The 23,248-nt window shown below is 58.3% G+C and carries 21 protein-coding genes, 8 tRNA genes and 1 other annotated feature; all 29 genes read left to right on the top strand.

Annotation, left to right across the window (positions count from 1 at the left end):
• Positions 1-69 precede the first annotated feature (69 nt).
• Positions 70-153, top strand: a sequence feature (23S ribosomal RNA rRNA prediction is too short).
• Between the two features lie 192 nt (positions 154-345).
• A tRNA-Ser gene (locus CDO73_RS18705) sits at positions 346-437 on the top strand.
• 41 nt (positions 438-478) lie between these two features.
• Positions 479-552 (top strand) — tRNA-Met (locus tag CDO73_RS18700).
• An 18-nt stretch (positions 553-570) separates the two neighbouring features.
• A tRNA-Val gene (locus CDO73_RS18695) sits at positions 571-646 on the top strand.
• Positions 647-653: 7 nt separating this feature from the next.
• Positions 654-729 (top strand) — tRNA-Thr (locus CDO73_RS18690).
• 12 nt (positions 730-741) lie between these two features.
• A tRNA-Asp gene (locus tag CDO73_RS18685) sits at positions 742-818 on the top strand.
• Positions 819-853: 35 nt separating this feature from the next.
• Positions 854-926, top strand: a tRNA-Phe gene (locus CDO73_RS18680).
• A 12-nt stretch (positions 927-938) separates the two neighbouring features.
• Positions 939-1,023 (top strand) — tRNA-Tyr (locus CDO73_RS18675).
• Between the two features lie 8 nt (positions 1,024-1,031).
• A tRNA-Lys gene (locus tag CDO73_RS18670) sits at positions 1,032-1,104 on the top strand.
• Between the two features lie 114 nt (positions 1,105-1,218).
• Positions 1,219-2,358, top strand: a complete 1,140-nt coding sequence (locus CDO73_RS18665) for a PucR family transcriptional regulator (protein ID WP_088490036.1) — start codon at positions 1,219-1,221, stop codon at positions 2,356-2,358.
• 120 nt (positions 2,359-2,478) lie between these two features.
• Positions 2,479-3,606 carry an ABC transporter ATP-binding protein gene (locus CDO73_RS18660; protein WP_088490035.1) on the top strand — a complete coding sequence of 376 codons (1,128 nt, stop codon included), beginning with the start codon at positions 2,479-2,481 and terminating at the stop codon, positions 3,604-3,606.
• 179 nt (positions 3,607-3,785) lie between these two features.
• The gene (gene hprK, locus CDO73_RS18655) at positions 3,786-4,724 is read left to right on the top strand and encodes an HPr(Ser) kinase/phosphatase (protein WP_087799453.1); all 939 of its coding nucleotides are present in this window, start codon (positions 3,786-3,788) and stop codon (positions 4,722-4,724) included.
• Between the two features lie 14 nt (positions 4,725-4,738).
• Complete coding sequence (gene lgt / locus CDO73_RS18650; RefSeq protein ID WP_088490034.1) at positions 4,739-5,827, top strand: prolipoprotein diacylglyceryl transferase; 1,089 nt, start codon at positions 4,739-4,741, stop codon at positions 5,825-5,827.
• 8 nt (positions 5,828-5,835) lie between these two features.
• On the top strand, positions 5,836-6,489 hold the full coding sequence (gene ppaX / locus CDO73_RS18645; protein WP_088490033.1) for a pyrophosphatase PpaX: 654 nt from the start codon (positions 5,836-5,838) through the stop codon (positions 6,487-6,489).
• A complete protein-coding gene (locus CDO73_RS18640) occupies positions 6,486-6,977 on the top strand; it encodes an acyltransferase (protein WP_088490032.1) in 492 nt (163 codons plus the stop codon). The genes ppaX and CDO73_RS18640 overlap by 4 nt, the downstream gene beginning before the upstream one ends.
• Before the next feature lie 231 nt (positions 6,978-7,208).
• On the top strand, positions 7,209-8,423 hold the full coding sequence (locus CDO73_RS18635) for an acyltransferase (protein WP_088490031.1): 1,215 nt from the start codon (positions 7,209-7,211) through the stop codon (positions 8,421-8,423).
• Positions 8,424-8,698: 275 nt separating this feature from the next.
• The gene (locus CDO73_RS18630; RefSeq protein ID WP_088490030.1) at positions 8,699-9,895 is read left to right on the top strand and encodes an ATP phosphoribosyltransferase regulatory subunit; all 1,197 of its coding nucleotides are present in this window, start codon (positions 8,699-8,701) and stop codon (positions 9,893-9,895) included.
• Between the two features lie 65 nt (positions 9,896-9,960).
• Positions 9,961-10,605 (top strand): ATP phosphoribosyltransferase, encoded by a 645-nt coding sequence (gene hisG / locus CDO73_RS18625; RefSeq protein ID WP_088490029.1) that lies wholly within the window; start codon positions 9,961-9,963, stop codon positions 10,603-10,605.
• Between the two features lie 175 nt (positions 10,606-10,780).
• Positions 10,781-12,091: a histidinol dehydrogenase gene (gene hisD / locus CDO73_RS18620; protein WP_088490028.1), complete on the top strand. Its 1,311-nt coding sequence runs from the start codon at positions 10,781-10,783 to the stop codon at positions 12,089-12,091.
• Between the two features lie 114 nt (positions 12,092-12,205).
• A complete protein-coding gene (hisB, locus tag CDO73_RS18615) occupies positions 12,206-12,814 on the top strand; it encodes an imidazoleglycerol-phosphate dehydratase HisB (RefSeq protein ID WP_179218746.1) in 609 nt (202 codons plus the stop codon).
• Position 12,815: 1 nt separating this feature from the next.
• Positions 12,816-13,436, top strand: coding sequence for an imidazole glycerol phosphate synthase subunit HisH (gene hisH, locus CDO73_RS18610; RefSeq protein ID WP_088490026.1), 621 nt, complete (start codon positions 12,816-12,818; stop codon positions 13,434-13,436).
• A 49-nt stretch (positions 13,437-13,485) separates the two neighbouring features.
• Positions 13,486-14,220, top strand: coding sequence for a 1-(5-phosphoribosyl)-5-[(5-phosphoribosylamino)methylideneamino]imidazole-4-carboxamide isomerase (hisA, locus tag CDO73_RS18605; RefSeq protein ID WP_088490025.1), 735 nt, complete (start codon positions 13,486-13,488; stop codon positions 14,218-14,220).
• A 27-nt stretch (positions 14,221-14,247) separates the two neighbouring features.
• The gene (gene hisF, locus CDO73_RS18600) at positions 14,248-15,006 is read left to right on the top strand and encodes an imidazole glycerol phosphate synthase subunit HisF (protein ID WP_088490024.1); all 759 of its coding nucleotides are present in this window, start codon (positions 14,248-14,250) and stop codon (positions 15,004-15,006) included.
• Positions 15,003-15,752, top strand: coding sequence for a bifunctional phosphoribosyl-AMP cyclohydrolase/phosphoribosyl-ATP diphosphatase HisIE (hisIE, locus tag CDO73_RS18595; RefSeq protein WP_088490023.1), 750 nt, complete (start codon positions 15,003-15,005; stop codon positions 15,750-15,752). The genes hisF and hisIE overlap by 4 nt, the downstream gene beginning before the upstream one ends.
• Positions 15,753-15,845: 93 nt before the next feature.
• Positions 15,846-16,670: a histidinol-phosphatase HisJ gene (gene hisJ / locus CDO73_RS18590; protein WP_088490022.1), complete on the top strand. Its 825-nt coding sequence runs from the start codon at positions 15,846-15,848 to the stop codon at positions 16,668-16,670.
• Positions 16,671-17,120: 450 nt separating this feature from the next.
• Positions 17,121-18,068, top strand: coding sequence for a ribose-phosphate diphosphokinase (locus CDO73_RS18585; RefSeq protein ID WP_088490051.1), 948 nt, complete (start codon positions 17,121-17,123; stop codon positions 18,066-18,068).
• A 262-nt stretch (positions 18,069-18,330) separates the two neighbouring features.
• A complete protein-coding gene (locus tag CDO73_RS18580) occupies positions 18,331-20,061 on the top strand; it encodes a tetratricopeptide repeat protein (protein WP_088490021.1) in 1,731 nt (576 codons plus the stop codon).
• Between the two features lie 27 nt (positions 20,062-20,088).
• Positions 20,089-21,048 (top strand): thioredoxin-disulfide reductase, encoded by a 960-nt coding sequence (gene trxB / locus CDO73_RS18575; protein ID WP_088490020.1) that lies wholly within the window; start codon positions 20,089-20,091, stop codon positions 21,046-21,048.
• Between the two features lie 118 nt (positions 21,049-21,166).
• On the top strand, positions 21,167-21,943 hold the full coding sequence (locus CDO73_RS18570; protein WP_088490050.1) for an AAA family ATPase: 777 nt from the start codon (positions 21,167-21,169) through the stop codon (positions 21,941-21,943).
• 339 nt (positions 21,944-22,282) lie between these two features.
• Positions 22,283-23,230 (top strand): ROK family glucokinase, encoded by a 948-nt coding sequence (locus tag CDO73_RS18565; protein WP_088490019.1) that lies wholly within the window; start codon positions 22,283-22,285, stop codon positions 23,228-23,230.
• Positions 23,231-23,248 lie beyond the last annotated feature (18 nt).

Below are 23,248 nucleotides of genomic sequence, written 5' to 3'. Positions count from 1 at the left end.
TTTGTATCTGTATCTATTTTAGTTTGTGTAATCTCTTGTTCTTTCATTCTTTTTTTTTTTTTTAATTGGTAAGACCCCTTGTAGACGACGAGGTAGATAGGCTGAGGGTGGAAGCGCAGCAATGTGTGGAGCTGATCAGTACTAATCGGTCGAGGGCTTATCCTACAGACTTTCCGAAGGAAAGTCACATCGGAAGCATACGCTTTGGATGGACTTCCTCGAAAGTCACTTCGATGACGCGAAGAGATCGTTTCGGATCCAGTTTTCAAGGTGCAAACCTTGTACCGGCTTGCTTTGTAAGCCTGAGAGTGGCAAACACTCGCGTTTGCTGCGCAAGAACTGTTTGGAGAGATACCCAAGTGGCTATAAGGGGACCCTCTGCTAAGGGGTTAGACTGCGTTAGCGGTGCGAGGGTTCGAATCCCTCTCTCTCCGCCATTCCTTCTTATTAAATAGAAGAGAATCGGCATCTGTAATATGGCGGTGTAGCTCAGCTGGCTAGAGCGTACGGTTCATACCCGTGAGGTCGGGGGTTCGATCCCCTCCGCCGCTATCTTATCTTTATTCCCATGGAGGCTTAGCTCAGCTGGGAGAGCATCTGCCTTACAAGCAGAGGGTCGGGGGTTCGATCCCCTCAGCCTCCACCATTCATACGCCGGTGTAGCTCAATTGGTAGAGCAACTGACTTGTAATCAGTAGGTTGGGGGTTCAAGTCCTCTCGCCGGCACCATTTAACTGGCCTGGAACTGTGGTGTAGAGGCCTAACATGCCTGCCTGTCACGCAGGAGACCGCGGGTTCGAATCCCGTCAGTTCCGCCATTTAATTTAATTGCATAGCTGGTTTTATGGAGTATGGCTCGGTAGCTCAGTTGGTAGAGCAAAGGACTGAAAATCCTTGTGTCGGCGGTTCGATTCCGTCCCGAGCCATCTTTATATTGTGGAGGCTTAGCGAAGTGGCCAAACGCAGCAGACTGTAAATCTGTTCTCTCCGAGTTCGGTGGTTCGAATCCATCAGCCTCCACCAGTTTTTGAGAGCCATTAGCTCAGTTGGTAGAGCACCTGACTTTTAATCAGGGTGTCGAAGGTTCGAGTCCTTCATGGCTCATCAAGAAGCCGTGTTCCGTTTTGACGGAATGCGGCTTTTTTGCATTTTCGTGCAATTCGGCATGAATTCGACATTATGTTAAGATAAAAGAAAACGGGTGTTGGAGGTCATGCGATGAACATGCAGGAAGTCCGCAGCCGGCTGGAATCGATCATCGGCAAGCCGGCGGAACTGGTCAGAATAGAGAATTCCCGGTGGCAGCGTCTGCTGCAAGCGGTTGAAAATATGCAGGGCAGGGATGAAGAAACGATCGCGGCCGAGCGGCAGGGCATCGTTGCGGAAGGAGCGACTTGGTTTCCGCTGCGTGCCGTTTCTGCGTCGGAGCCTGAGCGGGTCTCGGAAGAATGGCTTTTTCGCATCGACGAGGATCGGCTTGAACCTTCGGTTCGCCAGTTGATCGCTCTTTTGGCGCAATCCGTTTCGGTCGATTGGACAGAAGGAATTGCTCAGAAGGCGGAGAGCGGCGTTCAGCAGCTCGGATATTGGTTGGCCGAACAGCTCGAACACGGAGAATCGCCGCAAGAGCTGCCGGACATGCTGGTGTTGAAAAGCCGCCTTTTTACCGAGATGATTCCGTTTCTGCTGATCTGCGAAGGGGCTCAGAACACGTTGGGCGGCTACGAAGAACTGCATCAGCTCTTGTCGACGTTCTTGGAGCGCGAAGTGCTGGTCGTGCCTCTGCACGACCGGGAATGGCTGCTGCTGGTCGATCGCTTGGACGTGCTCGAAGTGTCCGAGGAACGCGAGGACGAAGAGTCCGATCAAGAACTGCTGGAAGCGTTCGGGCTCGGCCTGTACGAATTGATCGCCAGCGAATGGACGGGGATCTTCAACCTGTCCGTGTCCGAACCTTTGCAGCCGGCTCACGGCTTGGTGCCTGCGCTTCGTCTGCTTCGGGAGAGCGTCTATTTGGGCAAAACGTTTCATGTGACGCGTCACGTCCATCTTCCTTGGGAACTGGGCGTGGAGAGGTTGGTATACGGAATTCCGGCCGTTCAGCGCGAGCGTTTCATGGAAGAGTTCGAGGGATTGGACGCGATCTTGGCGGACGGCGAAACGCTGACGACGCTGGAGACTTTCTTTCAGATGAACTGCAACGTGAGCGAGACGGCGAAGCGGTTGTACGTTCACCGGAACACGCTCATCTATCGATTGGACAAGGTGAAACAAGAGACCGGATTGGACGTGAGGAACTTCGGAGATGCCGTATTGATGAAACTTGCGGTGCTATTGGATAAAGTGACAAAAGACTGAGGCGATTTTTGTGCAGTTTGCGAATAGCCAGGAAAGCGTATTCAGTTTAAGATAGGAACAGGTCAACAGAAAGCAACTCAGCTCTATACACATATCCTACTCATAGGGAGGCAACACTTCATGGCTGGTGTACGCTTAGAACATATCTACAAGAAATACGCAGGTTCCGACAAAGCAACGGTAATCGACGTTAACCTTGATATCAAAGACAAAGAATTCCTCGTACTGGTCGGACCGTCCGGCTGCGGTAAATCGACGACTCTCCGCATGATCGCGGGCCTGGAAGAAATCTCCGAAGGCAAACTGTACATCGGCGACCGCGTCGTGAACGACGTAGCTCCGAAAGACCGCGATATCGCGATGGTATTCCAATCCTACGCTTTGTATCCGCACATGGACGTATACTCGAACATGGCATTCGGTCTGAAACTGCGTAAGGTGAAGAAAGAAGAAATCGAAAAACGCGTACGCGAAGCTGCGAAGATCCTCGACATCGAGCACCTGCTCGATCGTAAACCGAAGGCTCTCTCCGGCGGTCAACGTCAACGGGTAGCCTTGGGCCGCGCGATTGTCCGCGATCCGCAAGTCTTCCTGATGGACGAACCGCTCTCCAACTTGGACGCCAAGCTGCGCGGCCAGATGCGTGCCGAAATCACGAAACTGGTTAAACGCCTTGAAACGACTTGCATCTACGTAACGCACGACCAGATCGAAGCCATGACCATGGGCGATCGCATCGTCGTTATGAAAGACGGCATCATCCAACAGGCAGCTCCGCCGGAAGAACTGTACAACAACCCGACGAACATCTTCGTTGCCGGTTTCATCGGTTCCCCGACGATGAACTTCATCAACGGCAAACTGGTTGACCAAGGCGGTGCGTTGCACTTCCAAGCGAACAACCTGGACGTCGAAATTCCGCGCGGCAAAGCGCAAATCCTGCGCGACAAATCCATGGTCGGCAAAGAAGTCATTCTGGGCCTGCGTCCGGAAGACATTCACGAAGAGCCGGTATTCCTGGAAGCTTCGCCGAACACGATCTTCGCCGCTAACGTTGACGTTACCGAGAACCTCGGTCACGAAATGCTGCTCTACCTGAGCGGTCTGGGCAACGACACGACGATCGCGCGCGTAGACGGCCGTTCGAGCGTTCGCGAAGGTTCGCAAGTTCGTCTGGCAATCGACATGAACAAAGTACACGTCTTCGACAGAGAGTCGGAAGTCAACGTCTTCTACGACGCGAAGTAATTCCGTTTCTTGTCCGAGCGAACATAACGGGCCGCCCTCTTCGGGCGGCCTTTTCGCGTCGAACGCGGGCGAACGGACATTGCTTTCAACAGACATTTCCTTTACGATGAGTAGGATAGCGGCAAAAAGTTGCCGTACGTTTTCATACCAGAACGACCATGAGAAGGGAAGATTACGGAATGGCTAAAAAGGTAAAGGTCGCCGAGCTGGTTCAACAATTTCAATTTGAAGTCGTAGCGGGCGAACAAGGACTGAAACGTCCGATCTCCGTCGACGACTTGAACCGGCCGGGACTCGAAATGGCTGGATATTTCGAATATCATTCGCCGGAACGCGTTCAACTGCTGGGTAAGACAGAATTGACTTTCTATCATATGCTCTCGAAAGAAGATAAACTGGATCGGATGAGTCGGCTCTGCAACGAAGAGACGCCGTGCATTATCGTGACCCGGTCTTTTGACGTGCCCGAAGAACTGATTCAGCTCGGCGCGGAACGCGAGATTCCGATCCTGCGCAGCGGAATGTCGACGACCAGTCTGGCGAGCCGCGTAACCGATTTCTTGGAACGCAAACTGGCTCCGACCACGACCATTCACGGCGTTCTGGTGGACGTGTACGGCGTCGGCATCATCATCACGGGCAGCAGCGGCATCGGCAAAAGCGAGACCGCGCTCGAACTGGTTAAACGCGGACATCGCTTGATCGCCGACGATGCGGTCGAGATCCGTCAAAGCGCCGATAACCAGCTCGACGGTACGGCTCCCGAATTGATTCGCCACCTGCTCGAAATTCGCGGCGTCGGCATCATCAACGTCATGACGTTGTTCGGAGCAGGCGCGATCCGCAATCACAAACGGATCACGCTGGTCGTACGTTTGGAGAACTGGCAGCCGGATAAGCAGTATGACCGCTTGGGGCTCGACGAAGAGACGACGCGCATTATCGATACGGACGTGCCGCTCGTGACGGTTCCGGTTCGCCCGGGACGAAACTTGGCGGTCATCATCGAGGTAGCCGCCATGAACTTCCGTCTGAAACGCATGGGTTACAATGCGGCGCAGCAGTTTACGCATAAGCTGACCGCGACGATTGCCGATGATATGGACGATCTGGACTAAGGAGGGCTAACAGGATGGGAGCATTACTGGCGATCGATCCGATCGCCTTCAAAATCGGCTCGCTGTCGGTGCACTGGTACGGCCTGATTCTGGGTCTGGGCGCTATCGTCGGCATGCTGATCGCGATGAGGGAAGGCAAACGCTTCGGACTGCCGCAGGAATTGTTTATGGACATTCTGCTGTTCGGCGTTCCGTCGGCCATCATCTGCGCGCGGATCTACTATGTCGCTTTCCAATGGGATCAGTACAAGAACGATCCGCTCAAAGTCTTCGCGATCTGGGAAGGCGGCATCGCCATCTACGGAGCGCTGATCGGAGCCGTGATCTGTGCCGTCATCTATACCCGCATCAAGGGTTACAGTTTCTGGCGCATCGCCGATCTCTGCGCGCCGGGCTTGCTTGCCGGGCAGCTGATCGGACGCTGGGGCAATTTCGTCAATCAGGAAGCGTACGGCGGCGAAACGACTGAAGGTTTCTTGCGCGGAACGCTGCATCTGCCTGACTTTATCGTGAATCAGATGAACGTCGAAGGCATCTATCGTCATCCGACTTTCTTGTACGAATCGTGCTGGAACATCGTCGGCATCATTCTGATCTTTATTATCCGCCGCCGCAAGTTCGTTCGGGCGGGAGAGATCTTTATCGGATACTTTATCTGGTACGCGATCGGCCGATTCTTTATCGAAGCGCTTCGTACGGACAGCTTGGCGTTCCATGGTCCGTCTTGGCTGGCTTCGCTTATTCACGGCATGTGGACGCCGATGACTTGGTTCGGTTTCCAAGAAGGGTATCTGGATCCGGCTTACGGCAATATCCGCATCTCGCAGCTTCTGGCGATCGTCTTCTTCGTGGTCGCGATCGTGCTCATTATCGTTCGCCGCAAGAACGGCCAAGCCAATATCCGTTACTCGGATCCGATCGTCTCGTCGAAGATTCAGAATGCTCCGGCAGCGATCGACGAGAAGCATCGCGTAGAAGGCGTTTCCGCGGAATCCGTCCCGACTCACGGCAGAACGCATGCTCCGGAGTCCGCCGATCCGGCTTCGGCCGACAAGTCCGATAGTTCAGCGCCTCCGGGCGAAGACTCTGCGCGCAAGGAGTGAGCGACATCATGAATCCGGCGATCAAGACCGTGCTGTTCGATTTGGACGGCACGATTATCGATACGAACCAGCTCATTATCGATTCTTTTATGAATATCATGCACGACGTGCCGCTGACGCGGGAGACCATTATCCCGCATATGGGCACGACGCTGCAAAACCAACTTCGGGTGTTCTCCGGTCTGGAGGACGTCCGCGAGCTGGAGAAAGCTTATCGCACCTACAATCTGGCGCATCACGATTCGATGGTCAAGCCTTTTCCGCATGTGCAGGAGGTCGTGCAGGATCTTTATGCGGCGGGCATCCGCCTCGGCGTGGTGACGACGAAGATTCGTCCGACCAGCATGAAAGTGCTGGAAATGTTCGACCTTTACCGCTATATGGACGCCGTAATTACGGTGACGGACGTCGAGAATCCGAAGCCGCATGCCGAACCGGTGCTCAAGGCGCTCGAACGGATGGGAGCCGATCCCGAAACGGCGCTGATGGTCGGCGACAGCCCGGCCGATATCCGCTCCGCGCAGAACGCCGGCGTGCGCTCGGCGGCGGTAGCTTGGTCGCTCAAAGGCGAATCGGTCCTGTCCGGCTATAACCCCGATTACATGCTTCATGACATGCGGGATCTGTACAAGCTGACCGGAACGGAGCGTAGGGAAGCATGAGAAAAACGGAGCGCCATTTCGTCGAAGAAGGTCCTAACGCGCTGCGTCAGATCTATAAGACGGTGAGTCCTTGGAAAGGCGTCAAAAACTTCGTTTTCATCCAGTTGGCCCGCTATTGTCCGATCTTGGAGTTGAAGAATTGGATCTATCGCCGTATCCTCCACATGAAAGTGGGCCGGGATACGGCTTTCGGCCTTATGGTGATGGTCGACGTCTTCTTCCCGGAGAAGATCGCGATCGGACGCAATACGGTGATCGGATACAATACGACCATTCTGGCGCACGAATATCTGATCCGCGAATACCGGCTCGGCGAAGTGATCATCGGAGACGAAGTGATGATCGGCGCGAACTGTACCATTCTGCCGGGCGTAACGATAGGCGACGGCGCGGTCGTTGCCGCGGGATCGGTCGTTCACAAAGACGTCGAGCCGGGAACGTTCGTCGGCGGCAATCCGCTAAGGATCATCGAACGCAAAAATCCTTGAATATTCGACCTGAACCGATTCAATGCCTCTTCAAATAGCTTAATATTCCCTGAAAGTCCCTATCTGATAGGCCTGCCTCTCTTTTTGTCGGGTATAATGGAAAGATGACCTCTTTGCGGATGGCATCGGGCCGTCTCGCGAAAAGCCTGCGGTTCGGCCGGAGTAAGGCTCTATAAGCCGGAGACAAACCGGATGGCTTGAAGCAGGCGTCCGGGGAAGGGAGCAATCGATTTGAGTACTGTTTCGATCAAAAAAGAACGGCTGCCGCAGCTGGATACGTTCCGCGCGTTGGCGATTCTCGGCGTGATTCATGTACATGCCACGTCGGCTGCCGTTTTTGAGTCGGTTGATCTGAAAGCTTTTTATCTGATCAACTTTCTAAATGTATTTTTCCGTTACGGGACGCCCGCGTTCATCATGTTGAGCAGCTTCGTGCTGTTCTATAATTACTACGACCGTCCGTTGACGGGCAAATTGGTAAGAGGGTTCTACAAAAAACGCATCTTGTACATTCTTCTGCCGTACTTTCTGATCTCGGCCGTCTACTTCGTCTATAAGATGCACGTGGCCGGTACGCTCGGCACGGAGTCGTACGAGACGATGCTGCCTCGTTTCTGGAAAAACCTGCGGGAAGGCACGGCCTATACGCATCTGTATTTCGTTTATATCAGCGTGCAATTCTATATTCTGTTTCCGCTGCTGCTGCTGTTGTTCAAGTCTTGGAAAGGGTTCGCCCGTTGGGCTATCCCGATCGGACTCGTGCTGCAATGGGCTTTCGTATTCTGGAATCGGTACGAGCTGCAATCGCAGACCAAAGCCAGCTACGCCATTACATATCTCTCCTACTATATGATCGGCGCGGTGTTGGCGATCCATTTCGACAAGATCCGCGGCTGGCTGATGAACGATGCCAAAAAGCTGTCGCCGACGGCGCGGTCATGGAATGCGGCGCTCTGGATCTCTTGGCTGCTGGTCGTGATCATGCATGTCTGGTTCTATCAGGAGATTCGGCTGGGGCATATCGCGCCGAGCTCGCTGTATTACGAGCTTCTATGGAATCTTCATACGATGCTGACCGCCATGGTGCTGATGAGAGCTTCGTTCGTCTTGTATCGCCGGGCGCCGAAAGCGATCGTGAGATGGCTGACCCGGCTCGGCGAGCTGTCGTTTGCCGTGTATCTGCTGCATCCGCTCGTATTGGGTTTCTATCGGGAAACGAAAGGCTGGTTCTTCGATCATGTTCAAATAGGTTCCGTGACGTATTTCGCGTGGGTTTGCGGAGGAACGGTCGTTTCGCTGGCCGTCTCTTGGATTTTCGCGCAGGCGGTTATGCGCTGGATTCCGGGATCTTGGATACTGATGGGAAGCGTTCCGTATTCTCTGCGAAAAAAAAAGAAGAAATCGGAAAAGGCGGTAAGCCGATCTCAGTCTCAGCCTAGCGCCTAAATCGAAATCGCGTAACGGAAAAATCTACGGAAAACTGGGAGCCGAAAGGCTCTCTTTTTCTTTGAAGAAAGAGGCTGCGCATTGACTGCGACGCGGACAAAATGCTAAGATAACCGTACGCTTTATTTTACTACCATGTTATCACTGTACCATATTAAAGCAATTAATGAACGTTATCCGTTCGGACGCGGGTTGCCCGGCGCTCGCCTTTCCGATATGGTGGTATAAATAGAGATCTGGAGCCGAAATCAGACAATAATTCAGAGGTGAAATCAATGTCCAAACCGAAAGGATTCGAAAAGCCGATCGGCGTTCGGGATTATCTGCCGCGCGCGACCAAAGGTCTGCGCCGCATCGAACGCAGCGTGCTGGACTGCATGTCGAATTGGGGCTACGAGCCGATCAAGACGCCGACGATCGAATATTACGATACGGTCGGGATCGCCAGCTCGACCTCGGACCGCAAATTGTTCAAGCTGCTCAATAACAGGGGGCAAACGTTGGTGCTGCGCTCCGATCTGACCGCGCCGATCGCGCGCGTCGCTTCTTCGCTGCTGCGGGAAGAGCCGCTGCCGCTGCGGCTCTCGTACCACGCGAACGTGTTCCGCGCCATCGAAGAAGAAGCGGGACGCGAAGCGGAATTCTTCCAGACGGGAGTCGAGCTGATCGGCGACCGCTCGCCGGAGGCGGACGCCGAGGTCGTGGCGCTCGCGATCGCTTCGCTTCAGGCCGCCGGCGTGAAGACGTTCAAATTCGCGCTCGGGCATGTCGGGTTCTTGAACGGATTGTTCGACGAGGCGCTGCCGGAACGCTCGGAGGACCAGCAGGCGCTGAAGGAGCGCCTGCTGCACCGCGATTACGTCGGCTTCCGCGAACATGCGGAAGCGCTGGGCCTCAACCGAGAGCAGCAGGAAGAGCTCGAAGGCATCCTGCGGCTGCGCGGCGGCCGCGAAGTCTGCGAGCAGGCGGGGGCGTTGACGCAGAATCCGTTGGCGCTGGAATCGCTGGATCATCTTCGCCGCGTCTGGGAAGTGCTGGCCGACTACGGCGTGTCGGAACATGTGCTGATCGATCTGACGATGATCGGGGACTTCTCGTACTATACGGGCATGGTATTCGAAGGCTATGCCGCCGAATTGGGTTTCCCGGTCTGCAGCGGCGGCCGCTACGATAATCTGCTGCGGCAGTTCGGCCGCGACGAACCGGCTACGGGCTTCGCGCTCAAGACGAGTCGGATTCTCGACGGTCTCAAAGATCCCGCGCCGGAAGAACAGCTTCCGGTGCTGGTGCTCTACGACGCCGAAGGGCGGGCGGAAGCCCTGGCGGAAGCCGGCCGGCTGCGCAGCGCCGGCGCGGCCGCGGTGACGCGGCTGGCCGAAGCGGACGGCTTCGGCGCGGAGCAGGCGGCCGCGGACAGCGGCAGATACAGCCGCGTGCTGCGGTATACGGGTTCGGCCGTCAGATCCGAATAGAAGATCATAATGAAGAGGTATTTTTATAGAAGAAAGCCGAACATAAGCAAAAGGAGGAGAGCGTGATGGGAGAAGTGCTGAAGGTCGCGATGCCGAAAGGGCGAATCTATAAGAAAGCGGCCGAGCTGTTCCGCGAAGCGGGCATCTTTATTCCGGACGACGTGGACGATTCGCGCAAACTCGTGATTCCCATTCCGGAAGCGAACATGGAATTCATCATGGCGAAGCCGGTCGACGTGCCGACTTACGTGGAATACGGCGTAGCGGATATCGGGATCGTCGGCAAAGACGTGCTGCTCGAAGAGAATCGGGACGTATACGAACTGCTGGATCTGGGCATCGCCAGATGCCGGATGTCGGTAATCGCGCTGCCGGATTGGAAACCGGGCATTCATCTGCGGGTCGCGACCAAATATCCGAACGTGGCGGCGCGCTATTTCCGCGAACAAGGCGAGCAGGTCGAAGTCATCAAGCTGAACGGCTCGATCGAATTGGCGCCGCTGATCGGTCTGGCCGACCGTATCGTCGATATGGTCGAAACGGGGCAGACGCTCAAAGATAACGGATTGGTGGAACGGGAAAGCATCTTCGGCATTACGAGCCGCCTGATCGCGAACCGCGTCAGCTACCGGATGAAAAACGACGAGATTCAACAGCTGTGCGATCGGTTGGAGAAAGTGATGCCGAGCCCGAGCGCGGCGAGATCTTGAATCTTCACCGGCTCTGTGCACGGAGATAGACGGTCGGCGATGTAGGGCCGACAATCCCGAAAGAGCGAGGAAGCGGGAAAAAATGCATGTCCGAGAACCGGGCATCGAACGAAAATAGACGGCGGCAGGGCGTGAGGTTCGTGATCGCCGCCGATCAAAAGCGGGAGGAACGAACATGAAGATTGTACAGGCGGCGGAGTTCGATCTGCGCCGGGACGTGGAATACGGTTCGGAGGAGCAGATCGCCACGGTCAAACGAATCGTCGGCGATATCAAATCGGAAGGCGACGCGGCGCTGCTGCGGTACACGGAGCAGCTCGACCGGACGACCTTGTCGTCTTCGCAGCTTCGCGTGACCGAAACGGAACTTCAGGAAGCGTACGGCCGCGTCGAAGCTTCGTTCGTCGAAGCGATCGCGGCGGCCGCGGCGAATATCCGCGCGTTCCACGAGCGCCAGAAGCGCAATTCGTGGATGGAGCTTCAGCCGGACGGCGGGCTGCTCGGACAGATCATCCGCCCGCTGCGCCGGGTCGGGGTGTACGTGCCGGGCGGCAAAGCCGCCTACCCGTCCTCCGTCTTGATGAACGTGATTCCCGCCCAAGTCGCGGGCGTGCCGGAGATCGTGATGGTGACGCCGCCGGCGACGGGCGGCCGGGAAGGCATCGACCCGTACATTCTGGTCGCTGCGGCCGAAGCGGGCGTGACCGAGATCTACCGGGTCGGCGGCGCGCAGGCGATCGCGGCGCTGGCTTACGGCACGGCGAGCATCGACCGGGTCGACAAGATCTGCGGGCCGGGCAATATCTACGTCGCGCTGGCGAAGCGCGAAGTGTACGGGCTGGTCGATATCGACAGCTTGGCCGGTCCGAGCGAGATCGTGGTCTTGGCCGACGAGACGGCCGATCCGGAATACGTGGCGGCCGACCTGCTGTCGCAGGCCGAACACGACGAATTGGCTTCGGCGATTCTGGTGACCACGTCCGAGCGGCTCGCGCAGTACGTCTCCGCCGAAGTCGAGCGGCAGCTCTCGCTGCTGCCGCGCGAGACGATCGCGCGCGCTTCGATCGAGAACTACGGCGCGATCATCGTGACGGGCACGATCGAGGAAGGCATCGACGTCGTGAATCGGCTGGCTCCGGAACACCTCGAGGTTATGGTACAGAACGCCGTCGATTACCTCGGCCTGATCGAGAACGCGGGCGCGATCTTCCTCGGTCCTTACAGTTCCGAGCCGGTCGGCGATTATTTCGCCGGTCCGAACCATATCATTCCGACCAACGGCACGGCGCGCTTCGCTTCGCCGGTGGACGTGGACGATTTTATCAAGAAGTCGAGCCTGATCCAGTACAGCAAGCAGGCGCTGCTGAAGAACGCGGCGACGATCATGGAGCTGGCGCGGCGCGAAGGTCTGGAAGGCCACGCGCGGGCGATCGAGGTGCGCGTGAAGAAGGAAGGCCGTTTCGAAACGAACGAAACCGAGGGTTGAGTCTGCGGCCCGATAACCATAAACGAGCAACGAATAGCGTATAAGGTATAGCGCAGCGGCGAACGCCGCAAGGTCGCGAATCGACCGAAGAAAAAACGAACGGGGGCGGCAATCATGACGGAAGCCAATCAGGGAAGCGCGCGCAGCGCGGAGATCGCACGCAAAACGAACGAAACGGATATCAAGCTCGCGTTCGGCGTGGACGGCAGCGGAGTATCGGAGATTTCGACAGGAGTTCCTTTTCTCAACCATATGCTCGACCTGTTCACGAAACACGGGCAGTTCGATCTGAAAGTGGACGCGGACGGCGATATCGACATCGACGACCACCACACGGTCGAAGACATCGGCATCTGCCTCGGCAATGCGCTGCTGCAATCGCTCGGCGACAAACGCGGCATCAAGCGTTACGCCAACGTGTTTATCCCGATGGACGAAGCGCTGGCGCAGGTCGTCATCGACGTGAGCGGACGGCCGCATTTCGAATATCGCGCGGAATACCCGTCGAATCTGGTCGGGACTTTCTCTACGGAGATGGTGCACGAGTTCTTGTGGAAATTCGCGCTGGAGTCGCGGATCACGCTGCACGTCATCGTGCACTACGGACGCAACACGCACCACATGATCGAAGCGGTGTTCAAAGCGCTCGGCCGCGCGCTCGACGAAGCGACGTCGATCGATCCGCGCGTGACGGGCATCCCGTCCACGAAAGGAGTGCTGTAGCATGACCATCGCCATCGTCGACTACGGCATGGGCAACCTGCACAGCGTCAGCAAGGCGGTGGAGCGGCTCGGCTACGAATACCTCATCACCGGCGACGAACGCGAGATCATGGAAGCGTCCGGCGTGCTGCTGCCCGGCGTGGGCGCTTTCGGCGACGCGATGAGCCATCTGCGGGACACGGGGCTCGATCTGGTGACGCGTCGCGCCGCCTATGACGGCAAGCCGCTGCTCGGCATCTGTCTCGGCATGCAGCTTCTGTTCGACGGCAGCGAGGAGCACGGCGACCATCAAGGATTGGGGCTGCTGCCGGGACGCGCCAAGCGTTTCGAAGCCGGAGCGCTCAAGGTTCCGCATATGGGCTGGAACAAGCTCGATTTTACCCGCAAAGACGAGCCGCTGCTGAACGGACTGGAAGAAGGGCATGTCTACTTCGTCCATTCGTATCATGTCGAACTGGGCGAACCGGGCGATCTGATCGCCTCGGCCGATTACGGGCTGCCCGTGACGGCGATCGTCGGACGCAAGAACGTCTACGGCATGCAGTTCCACCCGGAGAAGAGCGGGGAGCTGGGCATGAGCCTGCTGCGCAATTTCTTGAAGCTGTCCGAAGGACAGGCCTGACGCGCGAAGCGAATTCTATCCATTTTGACAAGGAAAAAGGAGAATAGATATGACGGCATTCACGATCTATCCGGCAATCGATATTCGCGGCGGCAAATGCGTGCGGCTGCTGCAAGGCGATTACGCGCAGGAAACGGTGTTCAACGAAAGCCCGCTCGATGCGGCCAAACAATGGGAAGCGCTCGGCGGACAATTTGTCCACTTGGTCGATCTCGACGGAGCCAAAGCCGGCCGTCCGGTCAACCACGAGCTGATCGGCAGCATCGCGTCGGCCCTGAACGTGCCGGTACAGGTCGGCGGCGGGCTGCGGACGTTCGAAGACGTGAAGCTGCTGCTGTCGCTCGGCGTAAGCCGGGTGATTCTGGGTACGGCGGCGATCGAAGACAAAGCGTTTACGGAAAAAGTACTGGCGGAATACGGCGACAAAGCGGCGATCGGCATCGATGCGCGTAACGGCTTCGTGGCGACGCGCGGCTGGCTGGAAACGTCGGAAGTGCGCGCGGAAGATCTGGCGAAAGAACTGGCGGGCAAAGGAGCCGAGACGTTCATCTTCACGGACATCTCGCGCGACGGCATGATGCAGGGCCCGAACGTCGAAGCGATTCTGAGTCTGGCGAAAGCTTCCGGCAAAACGGTCATCGCTTCCGGCGGCGTCAGCGTGCAGGAAGATCTGGAGCGTCTGGCGGCGCATGCGAACGACGGCATCGGCGGAGCGATCGTCGGCAAAGCGCTGTATACCGGCAGCATCGATCTGGCGTCCGCGCTGGCCGCGGTCAATCGTTAAAGGAAAGACGGGAAAAGGAGGAGCCGCATGCTCGCGAAACGAATTATTCCGTGTCTGGACGTCAAAGACGGACGCGTGGTCAAAGGAGTCAACTTCGTCAATCTGCGCGATGCCGGCGATCCGGTGGAACTGGCTTCGGTCTACGACCGCGAAGGCGCCGACGAATTGGTGTTCCTCGATATTTCCGCTTCGGTGGAAGGCCGGGCGACGATGGTCGAAGTCGTGCGCCAGACGGCCGGGGAGATCACGATCCCGTTTACGGTCGGCGGGGGCATCTCGCAGGTGGACGACATGAAGCGCATCCTGCGCGCCGGAGCCGACAAGACGGCGGTGAACACGGCGGCGGTACTGCGTCCGGAGCTGATCTCCGAAGGCGCGCTGCGTTTCGGTTCGCAGTGTATCGTGCTGGCGGTGGACGCCAAATACAATCCCGAATGGCAAGAATGGGAAGTGTACACGCACGGAGGGCGCAAGCCGACGGGGATCAAAGCTTTGGAATGGGTACGCCGCGCCGAACGGCTCGGAGCCGGAGAAATTCTGCTGACCAGCATGGACGCCGACGGCACCAAAGACGGATTCGATCTGGATCTCACCCGCGCGGTCTGCCGCGAAGTGTCGGTGCCGGTCATCGCTTCGGGCGGGGCGGGCAAGCCGGAACATTTCTACGACGTATTCACGGAAGGGACGGCGGACGCGGGACTCGCGGCGACGATCTTCCACTATAAGGAGATCGCGATTCCGGATTTGAAGAATCAATTGAAGCAAAAAGGAGTCGAAATCAGATGAACCGAGATACGGATATGACGGTGTCGCCCGAACAATTCGCGGCGAACGTCAAATGGGACGCGCAAGGATTGGCTCCCGCGATCGTGCAGGATGCCGAGAGCAAAGAAGTGTTGACGCTGGCCTACATGAACGAAGAATCGCTCCGCCGTTCGATCGAGTCGGGCGAGACTTGGTTCTGGAGCCGCTCGCGGCAGGAATTCTGGCATAAAGGCGCGACGTCGGGCAACGTGCAGAAAATCGTCTCGCTGAGCTACGATTGCGACGGAGACGCGCTTCTCGTCGGCGTGCGGCCTGCGGGACCGGCCTGCCATACGGGGCGGGTAAGCTGCTTCTTCAACAAGGCGGCGCTGGATGAAGGCGTCTCGGATATCGCGGCATCTTCCGCAGCCGAAGCCGGAGCGGAAAGCGAGCGCGTGCTCGGACAGGAAGCGGACGCCAGCGGACGGTTCGACGTGCTGGGCGAACTGGAACGCGTCATCGCCGAGCGTTTCGTCGAACGGCCGGAAGGCGCGTATACGACCTACCTGTTTACCAAAGGCATCGACAAGATTCTCAAAAAAGTCGGCGAAGAAGCGGCGGAATCGATCATCGCGGCCAAAAACGGCGACAACGACGAGCTGCGGCTCGAAGTCAGCGATCTGATCTATCACCTGCTGGTGCTGCTCGAAGAGCGCAAGCTGCCGCTGAACGAGATCATGCGGGAGCTGGCCGGCCGTCACGAACGTCCGCGCCGGGATCAGTATTAAGGAAAAGGACCGATCTGCGGCGGAGACCCGGCATAACCGGAGATTCCGCCGCTTTTTGTATCATTTTTTGCCAGAGGAAGGAGAAGGTTCCGCATGTTGATCGATTACCATACCCACCATGAACGCTGCGGTCACGCGGTCGGCAAGCTCGAACAGTATGTTCGGCGGGGCATCGAACTCGGCTTGGACCAGCTCGGCTTATCGGACCATATGCCGCTGATCCATGTCGATCCGGCGGCGTATTATCCGGAGATGGCGATGCCGATGGACGAGCTGCCGCGGTACGTCGAAGAAGTATTGGCGCTCAAAGAGAAATACAAAGGGCAGATTCAGATCAAACTCGGTCTGGAAGGCGATTATATCGAAGGGTACGAAGATAAGATCGAAGAGATCGTCAACGCGTATCCGTGGGATTACGTGATCGGCTCGGTGCATTTTCTCGGGGAATGGGACATTACGGACTTCCGTCAGACGGCCGGATGGGAAGGACGGAATCCGCTCGACGTCTACCGGGCTTACTACGACGCGATCGGACGCGCGTCGGGTACCGGCTTCTACGATATCGTCGGCCATTTCGACGTGATCAAACGTTTCGGCTTCGCGCCCGCGCCGGAAGAAGCGGCCGAAAAAGAAGCGATGGAAGAAGCCGCGCTGCGGAAGATTGCCGCAAGCGGCATCGCGATGGAACTGAACGCGTCGGGACTGACCAAGCCCTGCGCGGAAATGTTCCCATCGGAAACGCTGCTGCGCCGGGCGCTGACGCTGGGCGTTCCGCTGACGCTCGGGTCCGACGCGCACGATCCGGCGAAGCTGTCGGAGAATCTGGACGTCGCCCGTTCGCAGCTCGTTTCGCTCGGAGTCAGCGAAGTCGCGACGTTCGATCGCCGGGTACGGACGATGGTGCCGCTGAGCGAGTAGGCCTTACGGGTTCGGACCGGCACGGCGGACGAATCGCGACGGTCCGTTCGGAACCGCGCGAATCGCCGCCGAGGGCCGGAACGTTCAGGCAGGCGAGCGGTGCGACGTCTGAACCAAGCCAAGCAGGCTGCGGGGATAACCCCGTCAGCCTTGTTTGGCGTCGTGCGCCAAGCGAAGCCCGGCCGTTCGGCAGGACGCGAAACGGCGCGGTCAAGCGATATGGACGTTCGTCCCGATCGATAGATGCCGAAATCCTCAAGCCTTTACTTTTGCGCTACAGGCGATTGGGGTATAATCAAAAGCAGGTTAAGTTTGCCGACCCGCACGAGGCGGGTCGGCCGGTTGATGACGGAACGGACGGATGCGGCAAAGAAGCGGAAGGAAAGCTTCCGAAACGCTGCGTTCGTCGGTTCCGAAGCGATTTTTAATCAAGAGATGCGGGAGGGTGCCATGCAGCACAGGATGCGTGTATTTTCGGGATCGTCCAATCCGGGCCTGGTGGACCGGATCTGCGACAGTCTGGGCGTTACGCCGGGCAAGGTCAAGTTGACCAAATTCAAGAGCGGAGAAAGCTACGTTCATTACGAGGAGAGCATCCGCAATCTGGATGTCTTTATCGTGCAGTCGCTTTCCCATCCGATCAACGAACATTTCGTGGAGCTGCTCGTCATGATCGACGCAGCCAAGCGGGCCTCGGCGCGTACCATAAACGTGGTGATCCCGTATTACGGTTATGCGCGTCAAGAACGCAAAGCGGCGCCGCGCGAGCCGATCTCGGCCAAGATGGTCGCGGACGTGCTGACGACGGCGGGCGCGACCCGCGTCGTGACGATCGAGCTGCACGCGGCGGCGATCCAAGGATTCTTCAATATTCCGGTCGATCATCTGACTACGCTCGATCTGATCGCCAATTATTTGCGCAGCAAAAACATCGTCGATCCGGTCGTCGTATCGCCGGACGCGGGACGCGCCAAACTGGCGGAGAAGCTGGCGAACCGGCTCGACTCGCCGGTAGCCATCATGCTCAAGAAGCGTCCGTCGCATAACGAAGCGATGATCACGCACGTGATCGGCGAGGTCGAAGGGCGGACGCCGATCATCATGGAAGACTTGATCGACACCGGCTCCACGATTCTCAAAGTCGTCGAAGGACTGAAAGAACGCAACGCCAAAGATCCGATCGTATGCGCCACCCACGGCGTATTCTCGGACGGGGCGGTTCAGCGTCTCGATCATCCGAGCATCGCGGAAGTCGTGATTACCGATTCGATCGCGCTGCCGGAGGACCATTCCTCCCGCTTTACGGTGCTTCCGGTCGCGCCGATGCTGGCGCGCGCGATCCATATCATCTTGGAAGGCGGATCGCTCGCGACGCTGTTCAGCGACTCGGGGATCTGATCCGCGCGTTACGCCTGTCTCGACATTCGGCGACGTTCGGATGCCGAGCTTCGCAAAACGATGCCGAAAGAAGCGGCGGAAGCCTCCGGGCAGCCGCCGCCTTTCTGTACTTGCCGCTGTTGCGGTCGGGCGCATGTCCGCGAGCGGAGGAGCGCAGACGCAAAAAGCGCGGGACGATCGGCCGGGAAGTCGACGGAATGGAAGTATGCTATACTGGGTGGGATTCACATTTCAAGCAGAGAAAAAAGGGGGCCTTGCTCAGGTGAACGGGAACTATCAGCGTGAAGAGAGTCCGAGGCTCAACGACGTGGTTTCTTTGTCGATGGACGAAAGCTTTTTCTTCGAGAGAGCCGTCCGCGCGCTGGATCGCTACCAATATGACAAGGCGTTAAAATATTTTCGCAAAGCGGTGGAACTGAAACCGAATAATCCGGTGAACCATTGCAACATGGCGGGTATATTATCAGAGATGGGCGATTACGAAGCATCGAACGCCGTGCTGATCCATGTGCTCGAACAGGTCGATCCGACCATGATCGAGTGTCGGTTCTACATGGCGAACAACTTTGCCAATATGGAGCGGTTCGAAGAAGCTGAAGAAGCGCTGCTGGCTTATCTCGAACAAGACGAGTCGGGGCAGTTCCTGCACGAGGCCGAAGAGATGATCTCGCTGCTGCAAAACGAACTCAAACGCAAGATTCGCGACCATAACGTGCTGGCGCGCCGCGGAACGGACCGTCATGACCGCGCTCGGGCCATGCTCGAAGAAGGCCGGTTCGCGGAAGCGGCGGAGATGCTGGAACAGGTGCTCGGCGAATATCCGGATTTCGCGGCGGCGGCCAATAATCTGGCGTTGGCTTATTATTACATGGGACTGACGGAGCGCGCGCTGGAAACGGTCGAAGAAGTGCTTCGCCGCGATCCGGGCAATCTGCACGGACTATGCAATCTGGCGATCTTCCGCCGGTATTCCGGGCTGAACGGTCTCGAAGAATCCGTGCGGCTCGCGCGCCGGCTCGCGACGGTCATGCCGTTCCATCAGGAACACGCGTTCAAATTGGCGACGACGCTGGGGATTCTCGGCGAGCACGAAGCGGCTTACGGGCATTTTCGCCGGCTTCTGGCCGGCGGGGGAGACGAGGCGGGCGATGCTTCGGTTCACCATTACGGAGCCGTGGCCGCTCTGCACAGCGGCCGGTTCGACGCGGCGGAACGTCTGTGGAAGCAGACGTTGAAGCTCGATCCGGAAGCCGACGCGGCGGCTTATTATCTCGAACGCCTGCCGGAATGGCGCGAGAACGGAGTCGGCGAACCGGTGAATTACCAATACCGGCTGGACGTATCGCGCCGCGCCGAATCGGACCGGCGCTGGGAAGAACGGCCGCCGGAGGAGTCGCCGGCGATCCGCGCCGGTCTGCTGCGGACGCTGCGTTCCGGCAGCGACGAAGATAAGCGAAGCGCGATTCAAGCCTGTCGTCCGCAGGGCGACGACGAAGTGGCCGACGCGCTGCGGGCGCTGGCCGGCGACGAAAGCGAAGATTCGGAACTGCGCGGACTCGCGCGCGAGGCGCTGGGCGAGAACGAATCCGAACGCTCGGATTCGTTCGAGGGCGAAGAATCTCCCGCGCCGCCGTTCTCCCGCGATCCGGCGGAGCTGCCGGTCTGGGAGAAGCGCTGGCAGGACGTGCTCGACACGGCGATCCGCGCGTCGTGCACGCCGAGCGATTTCGGTCTGCGCCGCGATCTGGAGGCGCTCTGGACCGATTTCCTGCGCCGTCTGTATCCGGACGTGCCGGCGCTCTCGCATGTCGAAGGCTGGGCGGCGGCGCTCGATTACCTGACCGACAAGCTGCGCCGAGGCGATTCGACTTACGAAGAGCTCGGCCGCCGTTACGGCGTATCGTCTTCGACGATCGGCCGCTATGTCAAGCGCATGGATCAAGTCTGCCAGATCAAGGAACGCCAGAATCATCGCAAAGGATTACAGCAATAAACCACAGAACCCGAGGAGGATGCCTGCATGCAGAAACACAAAACCGTAGTAATCGGAACGGGACCGTCCGGTCTGACCGCGGCCATCTATCTGGCCCGCGCCAATCTGAGCCCGCTCGTCATCGAAGGGCTTCAACCGGGCGGGCAATTGACGACGACCACCGATATCGAGAATTTCCCGGGCTTCCCCGACGGCATCATGGGACCGGAATTGATGGATAATATGCGCAAACAAGCGGAACGCTTCGGCGCGGAGTTCATGAACGGCTGGGTAGACGCGGTCGATTTCTCGCAGCGTCCGTTCAAGATCACGGTCGAAGGCTCCGGCACGATCGAAGCGGATTCGGTCATTATCTCGACCGGCGCTTCGGCCCGTTATTTGGGCATTCCGGGAGAGCAGGATAATATCGGACGCGGCGTCAGCACCTGCGCGACGTGCGACGGATTCTTTTTCCGCGGCAAAAAGCTGATCGTCATCGGCGGCGGCGACTCCGCGATGGAAGAAGCCAGCTTCCTGACGCGTTTCGCGACCGAAGTGACGGTGGTGAACCGCCGCGAAGAGCTGCGCGCTTCGAAGATCATGCAGGACCGCGCGAGAGAGAACGAGAAAGTCTCGTGGGCGCTCAACCGCAAACCGCTGGAAGTCGTGGCGGGCGATACCGGGCTCAAAGGGCTGAAAGTGCTGAACAACGAGACCGGTCAAGAAGAGCTGATCGAAGCGGACGGCGTGTTCGTGGCGATCGGCCATACGCCGAACACGACGTTCCTGCAAGGGCATCTCGAGCTGGACGGACACGGTTACGTGATCGTGAAGCCGGGAACGACCGAGACCGAGATCCCGGGCGTATTCGCCTGCGGCGACGTGCAGGATACGAAATACCGTCAAGCGATTACGGCTGCGGGCAGCGGCTGCATGGCGGCGATGGACTGCGAGAAATATCTCGAAGGCAGCGTCGTGCACGATTGGAGCGAGACGCTCGACCGTTAAGTTTTGGTTTGACAGAACCGCATAAGCAAATCAACGGCAGAACGCGCAGACAGGAATCCGATCACGGAGTCTCTTGTCGGCGCGTTCTTTTTTGAAGACGGAGAAAGGAGGACAGCAGATGAACAGCGGCATTTCAGGCGGAAAGGATCGTCGTTACCTGCGGCGGGCGGAGCTGCTGCGCGAGAAGATCGAGCATCCGGACCGCTATCCGTTCGATCTGCCGGCGGTGCGGGAGTTGGAGAGCCTCGACTTTCACGAACGCGTGACTTATCTGGTCGGGGAGAACGGCGTCGGCAAATCCACGCTGCTCGAAGCGATCGCGGCCGCATGGGGATTCAATCCGGAAGGCGGCACGCTGAACTTCAATTTCGCGACGGCGGAAACGCATTCCGAACTTCATAAGCATGTCCGTTTGATCCGGGGGACTTCGCGGCCGAAAGACGGGTTCTTTTTTCGCGCGGAGAGTTATTATAACGTGGCGACCACCATCGACGAGTTGGACCGCGAAGTCTCCAAAGCTCCGAGGATCATCGACAGTTACGGCGGGCGCTCGCTGCACGAACAATCGCACGGGGAAGCTTTTTTCGCTACGTTCATGCAGCGCTTCGGGCCGAACGGCCTGTATATTCTCGACGAGCCGGAAGCGGCGCTGTCTCCGGTACGGCAGTTGGCGATGCTGACTCGGATCCACGAGCTGGCGCGAAGCGGCGGGCAGTTTATCGTCTCGACCCACTCTCCGCTGCTAATGTCGTATCCGCACTGTCGGTTGTACAATCTCACCGCTGGCGGAATCCGGGAATGCGGCGTGGAGGACACGGAGCATTATATCGTGACGCGCGAGTTTCTGAACCGCCGGGAGCAGATGTTGGAGCAGCTCCTGCAAGACGACGACTGAACGGGAACGAACGAAGCGACGGAAGCGTACGGAAAAAGAACGGCGGGCGGCGAGGAGGGGTCGTTCGTCGGAAATTCGCTGCCTTTTTCCGAAGCGGAAAAGGGAGAGGCCGAGCGCGAACCCGCGCCCCGCAAGGGGTTTCCACGCCCCCGGGCGTGCCGCGTGGCTTGCGAACGGCCAAGCAGAGAACGGGCCGAGGCCGGAAAGGGCTTTCGACCCTTGCGGGGCAAGGCTTTGCGCGCCGCCGCGCTCGCTTGACCGAACGGGGGTGTTCGCTTATAGTGGGAGACGAAGGAAACGCTTTTGGACTTACACAAAAGAAAAAAGGTGGCTTGTATTATGTCTGAAAATGTCTACGTCGGGATGGATCTGGGCGGCACCACGATCAAGGTCGGTCTGTGCAGCGAGAGCGGCGTTCTGCTGCATACTTACGAAGGGCCCACGGGAGTAGCCGAAGGTACGGAAGCGGTCATCTCCAACATGGCGGACTACGTTCGCCGGGTCGTCGAAGAGTCCTCCTATTCTTGGGAGCAACTGGCCGGAGTCGGCGCCGGAGTCGCCGGATTCACGAACGTTCGTGACGGCATCATCGTCATGGCACCGAACATAGGCTTCAAGGACGTTCCGATTCGCGCCATTCTCGAGGAGCGGCTCGGCAAGCCCGTACGGATCGATAACGATGCCAACGTCGCGGCCCTCGGCGAAGCTTGGAGCGGTGCCGGAGCGGGCATGGAGAACTGCGTATGCTATACGCTGGGAACCGGGGTCGGCGGCGGCATCATCATTAACGGCCGCATCTATCAAGGCTTCGCGGGCATGGCCGGAGAAGTGGGCCATATCTCCGTAGTGCCGGATCTCGAAGCGATTCAATGCGGCTGCGGCAAGATGGGGTGCCTGGAGACCGTCTCCTCGGCGACCGGCATCATCCGCATGGCGAAAGAAGCGGTAGAGCGCGGCGAGCGTACCTTTATCGCCGATGCGAGCGAGATCACGGCGAAGACCGTGTTCGACGCGGCGAAAGCGGGCGACGAAGTGGCGCTGCGCATCGTGAAACGCGCCGCGTTCTATCTCGGCAAATCGATGGCGACCGTCGCGGCGGTCTTGAATCCGCAGAGCTTCATCGTCGGCGGCGGCGTATCGAAAGCGGGCGACCTCTTGTTCGATCTGATTCGCGAGACGTTCGTGCAGTCGACCCCGGCTCCGCTCCAGCAAGGCGTTACGATCGTACCGGCCATGCTCGGCAACGATGCCGGCATGATCGGCGCGGCCGGACTCATGATTCGCTAAGGCTTACGACGGGCTCGT

The sequence above is a fragment of the Saccharibacillus sp. O23 genome (assembly GCF_002205895.1).
In the GTDB taxonomy this organism is placed as follows: Bacteria; Bacillota; Bacilli; order Paenibacillales; family Paenibacillaceae; genus Saccharibacillus.
The sequence above is the reverse complement of the archived record's forward strand: the minus strand, read 5'-3'. Positions and strand labels throughout refer to the sequence as shown.